The organism is Mucilaginibacter sp., from assembly GCF_036383575.1.
Lineage (GTDB): Bacteria > Bacteroidota > Bacteroidia > Sphingobacteriales > Sphingobacteriaceae > Mucilaginibacter.
Genome location: NZ_DASVOB010000550.1, coordinates 1 through 9,193 on the forward strand (window position 1 = coordinate 1; position 9,193 = coordinate 9,193).

Annotated in this window: 7 protein-coding genes; 2 read left to right on the forward strand and 5 right to left on the reverse strand. The window is 42.3% G+C overall.

Annotation, left to right across the window (positions count from 1 at the left end; all coding sequences use genetic code 11):
• The 5 genes from VF500_RS19525 to VF500_RS19545 form a co-directional block, all read right to left on the reverse strand.
• A partial coding sequence (locus VF500_RS19525) for a transketolase family protein (RefSeq protein ID WP_330861288.1) occupies positions 1 to 894 on the reverse strand: 894 nt, incomplete at its 3' end.
• Position 895: 1 nt separating this feature from the next.
• Positions 896 to 1,762, reverse strand: coding sequence for a transketolase (locus tag VF500_RS19530; RefSeq protein ID WP_330861289.1), 867 nt, complete (start codon positions 1,760 to 1,762; stop codon positions 896 to 898).
• A 7-nt stretch (positions 1,763 to 1,769) separates the two neighbouring features.
• On the reverse strand, positions 1,770 to 2,597 hold the full coding sequence (locus VF500_RS19535; RefSeq protein WP_330861290.1) for a glycosyltransferase family protein: 828 nt from the start codon (positions 2,595 to 2,597) through the stop codon (positions 1,770 to 1,772).
• Between the two features lie 10 nt (positions 2,598 to 2,607).
• Positions 2,608 to 3,672, reverse strand: coding sequence for a hypothetical protein (locus VF500_RS19540; protein ID WP_330861291.1), 1,065 nt, complete (start codon positions 3,670 to 3,672; stop codon positions 2,608 to 2,610).
• Between the two features lie 590 nt (positions 3,673 to 4,262).
• Complete coding sequence (locus tag VF500_RS19545) at positions 4,263 to 4,562, reverse strand: hypothetical protein (RefSeq protein WP_330861292.1); 300 nt, start codon at positions 4,560 to 4,562, stop codon at positions 4,263 to 4,265.
• A 358-nt stretch (positions 4,563 to 4,920) separates the two neighbouring features.
• Between VF500_RS19545 and VF500_RS19550 the strand changes: the two genes are divergently transcribed.
• Together VF500_RS19550 and VF500_RS19555 are read left to right on the forward strand one after the other, a co-directional pair.
• Positions 4,921 to 7,494, forward strand: a complete 2,574-nt coding sequence (locus VF500_RS19550) for a BamA/TamA family outer membrane protein (RefSeq protein WP_330861293.1) — start codon at positions 4,921 to 4,923, stop codon at positions 7,492 to 7,494.
• A 279-nt stretch (positions 7,495 to 7,773) separates the two neighbouring features.
• On the forward strand, positions 7,774 to 9,193 hold a 1,420-nt coding region (locus VF500_RS19555; protein ID WP_330861294.1), incomplete at its 3' end, for a carboxypeptidase-like regulatory domain-containing protein.

Below are 9,193 nucleotides of genomic sequence, written 5' to 3' on the forward strand. Positions count from 1 at the left end.
AGTTTGGTAGCCCAGTATTTTTTCGGCAATCTGTTTGCCTGTAAAGCCTTCGTGCTCCAATACAGAAGGAAGGAGCGTTGGCCTGAACCATTTTTCGTTCAGGGCCATAGGCAATACATTGGCCGTAGTGCGGTATTTTAATAAAACCTCGGCTACAATGGTATAAAGACCACCGGTTAAAAAATGATCTTCAAGCGTAACCACCAGTTTGCTTTGTGCGGATGCTTTCAGGATAGCCTGCTCATCAACCGGTTTAAGGCTGCGCATATTGATCAAACCAACAGAAAGGCCTTCGCTTTTCAGCATCTCAACGGCGATCAGCGCCTGTTCAAATAACAATCCGTAGGTTAAAATGGTTACGTCAGTACCTTCGGCTATTATTTCGGCCTTGCCCATGGTAAAAGGCTCGTGGATATAAGTGGTTTTACGGGTATTAATGCGGGTGTACGCCGGGCTTTTGCTTTCCCATATCTGGGGCAGCATTTTTACCAGGTCGTCCTCATCGGCCGGCGCAAACACGGTTACGTTAGGGATGCCACGCATGATAGAAATATCCTCGATAGCCTGGTGCGTTGGCCCGTTACCATCCGATAAAAAACCAGGGATAAACGAGCTTAGCTTAACCGGTAAATTGGCTATGCCAACATCGGTACGCACAAACTCAAAAGCGCGCATAGTTAAAAAGGCCGCCAGTGCGTGTACAACCGGGGTACGGCCACGCAAAGCCAGACCGGCAGCTGCACCGATCATGGTTTGTTCGGTAATACCGGTATCAATAAAACGTTTGCCTAATATGCCGGGCAGGTTGCGTACCAGTGCACGGTTTTCGGCGGTCATTACAATCACCTGCTCATTGGCAAGGGCTGTTTGGGTTAAAAGTTCTTCGTAACTCATCTTATCGCACCACTAAAGTTTCTGATGTTAATGTTGTATTGTGCTGGCCATGCAGCTCCAATAAAAGCTGCTCAATCTCGTCTGCATTGAAATTGCAGAACCATCTGTCGGCACGTTCCTGGATACTTGGCAAACCTTTACCGCGCACGGTATCGGCAATAATTACATTTAGTTTTCCGGCCTGGAAAGGGAAAGCATTAAAGGTTTCATCAAGTTGGGCAAAGCTGTGGCCGTTTATTCTTTTAACTGCCGCGCCAAATGCTTCAAACTTATCGGTAAGGGGCTCCAGCGGGATCAGATCTTCCGTGCGCATATTGGCCTGGAAATGGTTACGGTCAACCACAAAAAGCAGGTTATCCAATTTATAAGCGTTAGCCACCAGCATGGCTTCCCAGCAGGTACCTTCGTTTAGTTCGCCATCGCCCAAAATGCAAACCACTTTGTTGGCGCTGCCGCTGATCTTCAGGTCCATAGCAACGCCAATAGCTACTGAAGGTAAATGACCTAAAGAGCCTGAGTGAAATTCAATGCCCGGGATTTTAGTGTTTGGGTGCCAGTAAATATGATCGTTAAGTAACAGGTGATTTTTAAGGCGCTCTTTATCTAATAAACCCAGTTCGGCAAAGGTGCCGTATAGGGCAGGTACATCATGACCTTTTGATAGAAAAAGGTAGTCGCGGTTTGGATCATCAAGGTTATCCTTATTGATGTTCAAAAAACGACTATATAAATAAACGATCAGATCCACCGCAGATAGTGATGCACCTGTAAAGCACCCGCCATCGGTAGACATGCGGATGATATGCTCCCTTACTTTCAGAGCGGTATCCGTTAATTCCTGGTAATTGTTGTTCTCCACTGTTATCATTCGCTTGTTATAATTCCTGTAAGTTTTTGGTGGGCGCCTGTTTGGTTTGGCCGGATGTGATGGTTTTTAATTCGTCCATATGATGCCGGTACCAGTTTACACCTGCGTATTGTGCGTTAATGTTATAGATCTCCGGCTTTTGATTGAGCAGGTTAAGGATATCATCGCAGGAGAATTGATTATTGTCAGCGTATAATTCCCGGAATACACGCTCTATGAAGTAATAATCCTCGGCATAATCAATAGTAAACCTGTGCGACATGGAATAATCCAAACCCGCAGGCCAGCTCACATTACCTATCCTGAATAATTGCGGGTTTTCCCAGATATAAGGCGTAGTATGTTCTAACTCTAAAGGGCGGTTTGCATTTTTCCATGCTTTGGTAAGGCAAGCCATGGTCATGATTTCCACATCGTTACCGTCGGGATAAGTGGCCGGGTGCAAGTTACTTACGAAATCGAAGGCATCCTGATTGGCAAAAAAGTAATCCAACACATGATCAACAATACGCGGATCGATCAAGGGGCAATCAGACGGGATCTTTAATATGACATCGGCGTCATGAAGTTTCGCGGCCTGGTAATGCCTGTCGAGCAGGTTGTTCAGGCTCCCGCGGTAATAAGGGATACCTATGTTGATGGCTTCGTTTATAATAATGTCGTCATCCGGTGTTTCAGATGTGGCGATGATGATCTCGGCTTTATGCCGGATCATTTGAAGCCGCTCAACCATCCGGGCAAGCAGGCTTTTGCCTAAAATAGGCAGCATTACCTTACCCGGCAGCCGGCTTGATGCCATGCGGGCCTGTACTACTATTAGTATCTTGTTTTTCACGGTAAAATTATTACCAGTTAGCAATCAATTCTTCGGTTAGTTGAACTTCCGGCTTATTAACCAGGTGTTTATCCATAGCCAGTTGCGGATCAAAGCTTTCTTTACTACCGGTGTGATTTAAGTAGCCGCGACAAATGGCCGCGATATTTTTTGCCGATACCCCGTCGTTCTGTATTGGTGCAAGCCGTTTAAGTTCATCAACATCAAAAAGTGAATGAACTTTTTTACCCAAAGCAATGCCGGTATAAACCACGGTTGAATATTGGGTGATAAGCTCACAGCAATTGGCTATCATTTGGTTGGTATTACCTTTACTGTACACCAGGGTATTGGCAGGAGTGTTGGCGCGGATCTCTTTTTCGGCCCGGGCAAAGTTTTCGTTTGGGTGAAGTTTGAAGAGTAAAGGCCTGCCATTGGCGATTTTTACTGCCTTTTTAATGAAAGCTATCCTGTTTTCAATGCGGAAGGTTTCGCGCATATCGGTAGTGGCAACCATTACATAATTATGATGCGGGAAATCGTTGTTTACATGCTGAACAAGGTTATCATAATTAGGCATACCGGTAACTACAATTTTCCGCTCTTCGGTACCCTTGCCCATAAAATATTGTTTATAACCTGCTGATGCAGCACAGTACACATCACATATATTTGATGATCCGTTCAGTGAAGTATTACCACATAACGTAGGGGGCAGCTTAAGCCCTCTTACAACGCGGCTCCAGGGGGTGTAGCGGTCAATCATCCCTTCCTGTACCCAAATGGTTTTGATGTTTTGCATCCGTTTCGGCACAATCAGGTCGGTACAATAAACTACCAGGTCATACTTGTTTTTTCTGGCTTGAAAGTCTATCTGAAGGTTATTGTTTTTGAGATATTCTTCTGAGATAAGCCTGAACTTGGTAGAAAGCACCGTGCCGCTAAGCAGCGTAGTATTATTAATAATGTTATTAAGCGTAGGGTTGTCAGTAAACAACTGGCTAAACCAGCAATCAAATTCAGGCAGCTCATTGGCTATCTGGTGCATTTGAGTGGTTTGGTTAATTGAACCGGTAATGAATAATATTTTCTTCATCCTTTTATTTCAATTAGCGTTAATTCCTGAAATTTTGTTAGTGAAAGGCATTAAGGTATGAACCGATTTTGGAAAGATTCTGTAATTAACGGTCGTGAAAAAAAATTGGCCGGATAGCACAGTAATATTGTCAGGTTGAGTAAGTATCATATCAAATATTAAAACATCATAAGTATAAACTCTTTGTAAATTCCTTATTCAGAATTTAAATAAGAGGATGCAACCAAATCCGGCTAAAACTTATGATTTGATAAATGTAGGAGGGTTACTTTTAAATAATGAGAACCCTGGGTTATCAAATCGTTAAGCCATAATTTGCAGTAAATTATTTATTAACAATCATCACGTTCTGTTAATTTATTAAAACAGAGCGTAATAGTACAGGAGAGAAATAAAAAGAACGTATTAAAATGCAGTAAGGTTAATTGAAATACAAGTTACAACCAATTTACACTATTGCAAAATTTTTCTTACAAAGCGCTTTTGGTGTTTTGAATAGCTAATTTAGGCGGTTTTTTTCAAGTACGGGAATTTGCCGAATTTTTGACAGTTTTTTGACCGATATTAACCTTTATGTGCAAAATCGGCTACTAAGACATCACCTTAAATATGATCAGCATAGCGGTAATAAACAACACCGTCATTCCGCCTAAAAATAAATAGTCGGCAATTGCTTCCGAACGTCCGCCCGGTTTAATATTACCCCTGATAGAAAGAAATGAAAGGATGCAGCTCAGCATAAAGAAAACCAGTGCTATGGTCACCGTTTCATCAATATAGGTCCGTTCGGAAAGTTTCAGAAACTTTAATGAGGTAAGTACCACAAAGCATAAACCCAATAAGTTTGATGCGGCGTTAAGGATATGTGGCGATTTGTCGTTGCGGTACATATATATTATAAGAGCAAGGTATAAAACTAACAAAATCTATAAAAACCGGTAGAGGATAATAAGAAATGTTTATCGGTCAATATCAACTATGTAATAGCATAACCTCTGGTCCGATGTGCAAAGTAATTGCGGATTGTTTATTTTTATCAAAATATTAGCATGTCATTAACCGGAGATAGAAAGCTGCTATATAATAGCTGCGTTATTTAGGTTTATTTTTTAATCATTAACGATATATCGTTAGTTGTTTTTGTATTGTTGTTTATAAGTTTATGTAAATCAAATAGTTGTGTTTTGGTACGCATCTTGTAAACAGTTTATAGTATTTTAAGTCCCTACATCTTAAACACATTGCCTCATGACAAAAAAGTTACTCAGTTTTTTATTTCTTACAGGTTCGGCGATGTACGCAAATGCGCAGGCTATCGCTCCCACGGCCTGGCAAAAATTTCCGGATAGTACAGTTGTAAGCGTACATGCTTCATATGATAATGTAAGCGGGATTCACCGCTGGCTGTTCGGCGAAAACTATCGTAAGGACTGGGCCATGAAAGTGAAGCTGCCGGTTATAAAGCTGTCGCAAATAAATGGCGGGTTAACTCCTATTAAACAAGGCGGCGGCCTGGAATCAAAATCGTTGCGCCTTGAGGATAAAAGCGGTCGTGAGTGGGTATTGCGCAGCGTTGAAAAAACACCGGATAAACTGTTGCCCGAAAATTTGCAGGGCACTTTTGCCGTTGATTGGGTTGGCGATGAGTTTAGCGGCCAGCATCCGTATTCTGCATTAATAGTACCTCCGCTTGCAGAAGCAGCACATGTGCCGCATGCCAACCCGGTTATAGGTGTTGTGGCCGAAGACCCCGCGCTTGGGCAATACAGTAAGGTGTTTGTTGGTACGGTTTGTTTGATAGAGGAAAGGGAACCTACCGGATCATCAGATAATACTTTAAAAATGGAGGCGCAACTCCTTAAAAGCTATGACAACAGGCTGGATGGCGAAGGCTTTTTGCGTGCCCGTATGCTTGACCTTTTAACAGGTGATTGGGACAGGCACGAAGATCAATGGCGCTGGGCCGATACCAAAAATGGTAAAGGAAAAACCTATACCGCTGTGCCACGCGATCGTGACCAGGTATTTCACGTTACGCAGGGCGTTTTTCCAAGCATTGCAGCCCTGCCCTGGATTGATCCTTTGCTTGAAGATTTTACCGGAGACATTCCGCATGTGAAATATTCGCTGTTTAAAACACGCTTCATGAAACAGTATCCCGATGCGCAAATAAGCTATGAGCGATGGATGCAAATTGCCAATGAGTTTGTTAAAGCCGAAACTGACGCGGTGCTTGAAGCCGGTTTAAAGCGTTTGCCGGCCGAAAGCGATAAATTCAGGCACGATGAACTATTGGCTATACTAAAAAAGCGCCGGGATAATATTCCAGCTGCCATGAGCCAGTATTATAAGTTCATTAACCGGATAGTTGATATCCGCACTACTGACAAAAACGAGCTGATAACTATTTCAGATGCCCCAGATAAGGCAACAAGGATAACGGTGGATAAATTAAATAAAGATGGGGAAACTAAAAGCCGCTTTATGGATATGGTTTACAAGCCCGAAATTACACAGGAGATCAGGTTGTATGTTTCGGCAGGTGATGATCAGGTTGTGATCAATAATGGTAATTCACCAATAAAATTGCGGCTTATTGATAGTATCGGCAACAAAACCGTTGAGGTTAAAAGCTCAAACAAAAGGATCCAATTTTATGGCCGTAAGGATAGCGTGACATTTGCTGATAACACCGGTAGATTAAGCAAGCACTTATCTAACGATACATCAAACACGCAATTTTTACCTACTAACCTATATAATGTATGGATGCCGCTTGCAACAGCTGCTTTGAATAAGGATGACGGCTTTTTACTTGGCCTGGGCTTTCAATACACCGGGCACGATGGCTTCCGGAAACTTCCTTACTCAACCTTGCAGCAGGTAATGATCACTCATTCTTTTGCCACTGATGCATTCAGGATAAAATATAACGGAGAATGGATTGATGCCTTTGGTAAAGCCGACTTTGTGATGAGGGCCAATATTCAATCCCCGGATAACACCGTGAACTTTTTTGGCCTCGGAAATGAAAGTGTGCTGAACAAATTTGAAGGTTACCGGAGGTTTTATCGTACCCGGTTTGATATTTACCAGTTTGACCCGGCTTTACGCTGGCATACCGGCAAAAACAGCGATATCACTGCCGGGCCTTCATTCCAGTTTTATCATCTAAAACTTTCAGACAATACCGGGCGATTTATTAACCAATCGTCGCTTATCAATTCATATGATAGCTTAACAGTTGGAAAAGATAAAGCACACCTTGGGGCTTTGATCAACTATACCACCAATCAACGGGATAATAATATCCTGCCTACAAAAGGTTTCTTTTTTACTGTTACGGCTCAGGGGTATACAGGCCTTAACAGTTACTCAAAATCATTGGTACAGATCAAGCCCGAGTTTACCTATTATCAAAAACTAACCCCTGGAGGTGCAATTGTATTATCCGACCGTGTTGGGGGAGGTGTAAGCTTCGGTAAACCGGCATTTTATCAATCTATGTTTTTGGGCGGACAGGGGAACCTGCTTGGCTACCTGCAAAACCGTTTCGCCGGCAAGAATATGGTGTTTAATAATTTGCAGGGACGGATTAAACTTGCCGACATAGCCAGCTATATTTTACCAGGCCAGTTGGGTTTGGTAGGCTTTTATGATGCGGGCCGTGTTTGGATTGATGATGAACATTCAGATAAGTGGCATACCGGCACTGGTGGCGGTTTGTATTTTGCACCTGCCAGCTTAACAGTACTGCAAATATTAGCCGGACATTCAAGCGAAGGCTGGTATCCCTACATATCGCTTAATTTCAGGCTGTAATTAACCTTTGCGAAAATCAGTATAAAGTATAAAGAAAAGAGCCGGAGCCTGATCAAAAAGGTTTTGGCTCTTTTTTGTTAATATTTGGCTTTGAGTTAGTTAGGGTTGCTGTATGCCAAATTGCATAGATGTTAAAAGAATTAAAGCATATTTAACATTAAGTAGTGAAATCGCCCTGAAAAAAACATTTCTTTATAATTCCTTATTCCTATGTTATTGATCTGAGAACCTTCCCTTAATACCTCTGTAATAATTTCGTTGCAAACTAACTGTATTGCAATGAAACAAAATTTACTTAAAATTTCAAGATTGTTAATTCTTTTTGCAGTATGTATGCTTGCTTATGGCAGCTCATACGCACAGAATTTAACTATCAGAGGTATCGTATTAGACGAAGCCAATCAGCCTTTGCCCGGCGTAAACGTGCAGGTTAAAGGTACCACTATTGGAGTGGTAACCGGTACCGAAGGCCGCTTTACTCTTGCGGTTGCTAAGGGCCAGGTACTAACTTTCAAATTTATTGGCTATGCGCCGCAGGAAGTAACCATTGGTACCGAAACCAATATTTCCGTTCAATTAAAATCCGATTCAAAAGCATTATCTGAAGTTGTTGTAACAGCTTACGGTGTTAAAAAGGAAACCAGGAGACTTGGTTATACAGTTCAGGAAGTTAAAGGCCCGGAATTGGTTAAAGCCCGCGAGCCTAACCCTATTAACTCGTTAGCAGGTAAAGTTGCAGGTTTAACAGTAGGTACAAACGCCGAGTTGTTGGGCCGTCCTGAAATTGTTTTACGTGGTAGCAAAGATCTACTTTTCGTAGTTGATGGCAGCCCTATCAACTCGGATACCTGGAATATCAGCCCCGACGATATCGACACCTACACTGTGTTAAAAGGCCCTAACGCTGCGGCATTGTACGGTTCAAGAGGTATCAATGGTGCAATCATAATCACAACTAAAAAAGGTACTACCGATAAAAAAGGCTGGGAAGTTAACGTTAACAGCAGTACCTTATTTGAAGGTGGTTTGATTGCTTCACCTGAGGCTCAAACTGAATATGGTCGCGGTAATGGTTATCATTATGAGTATCAGGCTAAAGACAATAGCAACGTTTATGTGCCGTCTGCTGATGCCTTGTATGATAATGGAAACCGTTTAGGCGAATATGGCCCTCGTTTTGAAGGTCAGCTATTGCGCCAGTATGATAGCCCTTATGATCCTGCTACCGGTAAACGTACGCCTACGCCATGGGTAGCCCGTGGTAAAGATAACTTTGCTAATTTTAGACAAACCGGTATTATTTCTACAAACAACTTAGCTGTTGCGGCAAGTGGTCAAAATTATAACACAAGGTTTTCATATACTCACTTGTATCAAAAGGGTATGTTCCCTAATACCAAGTTAAACGCTGATAACTTCAGTCTTAACGCCAGTTATAATATCACATCTAAGTTGACTATCGACGGAAACATCAACTTCAACAAACAATATACTCCAAATATTCCGGATGTGAGCTATGGTCCTAATAGCTACATTTATATGTTTAAGGTATATGGTTCGGCAGATTACGACGTGCGTGACCTGGAAGATATTTATAAAGGCCCGATGGGTGTTCCTGGTTTGGTTCAATACGCGCAGGAGTACGGCCGTTTGAATAACCCTTGGTTTATGGCTCAAAAATGGCTGCGCGGTCATGACA